Genomic DNA, 1,060 nt, shown 5'->3' with positions numbered 1-1,060 from the left:
CTTCTCGGCTTTCTCGGCCTTCTCGGCTTTCTCGGCCTTTTCTGTGTTCTCGGGGTTCTCGCCCTTGGCGGGTGCCTTGGTCTTCACCGCCGCCTCGGACTTCCCCGCCGCGCCGGACTTCGCCGTGGACACGGCGGCGGCGTCGTCGCCGCCCTCGCCGCCTTCCGCGCCCGCCGCCGACGCCGTCTCGATGACGGACTCCCGGCCGGGCCTGCGCTTGGCGGAGACGACCATGAACACCACGGCGGCGACGAAGACGATGATCGACGTCCAGTCGTTCAGCCGCAGCCCGAGGATGTGGTGGGCGTCGTCGACCCGCAGGTACTCGATCCAGAACCGGCCCACCGTGTACGAGGCGACGTACAGCGCGAAGGACCGCCCGTGGCCGAGCTTGAAGCGCCGGTCGGCCCAGATGACCAGCAGCGCGACGCCGATGCACCACAGGGACTCGTACAGGAACGTCGGGTGGTACGTACCGGCGGCGCGGCCGATCGACGGGTCGGCGTCGATCTTCAGCGCCCAGGGCAGGTCGGTCTTGCGCCCGTACAGCTCCTGGTTGAACCAGTTGCCCCAGCGGCCGATGGCCTGCGCGATGGCGAGGCCGGGCGCGAGCGTGTCGGCCCAGGCCGGGAACGGGACGCCGCGCCGGCGGCAGCCGATCCACGCGCCGAGCGCGCCGAGCGCCACCGCGCCCCAGATGCCGAGCCCGCCCTCCCAGATCTTGAAGGCGTCCACCCAGTTCCGACCCGCGCCGAAGTACAGCTCGTAGTCGGTGATCACGTGGTAGAGCCGTCCGCCGACCAGCCCGAAGGGCACCGCCCAGACGGCGATGTCGGCGACGGTCCCCGACGTGCCGCCCCGGGCGACCCAGCGCCGGTTGCCGATCCAGACGGCGACGAAGACGCCGATGATGATGCAGAACGCGTAGCCGCGCAGCGGAACCGGGCCGAGGTGAATAACGCCGGTCGACGGGCTGGGAATGTAAGCGAGGTCCATGACAGGGACGACGCTACCGTGCCGGACGGGAAGCACGGCAACCCACCCGTCGCAACAGCTCCGT

Annotated in this window: 1 protein-coding gene; it reads right to left on the bottom strand. The window is 70.6% G+C overall.

Annotated elements, in window-relative coordinates; all coding sequences use genetic code 11:
* Positions 1-996: prolipoprotein diacylglyceryl transferase (gene lgt, locus ACFU99_RS44465; protein ID WP_384404606.1), on the bottom strand; the 996-nt coding region annotated here is incomplete at its 3' end.
* Between the last annotated feature and the right edge of the window lie 64 nt (positions 997-1,060).

Source organism: Streptomyces sp. NPDC057654 (genome assembly GCF_042800135.1).
Lineage (GTDB): Bacteria > Actinomycetota > Actinomycetes > Streptomycetales > Streptomycetaceae > Streptomyces.
This window is presented reverse-complemented; position numbering and strand designations above follow the sequence as displayed.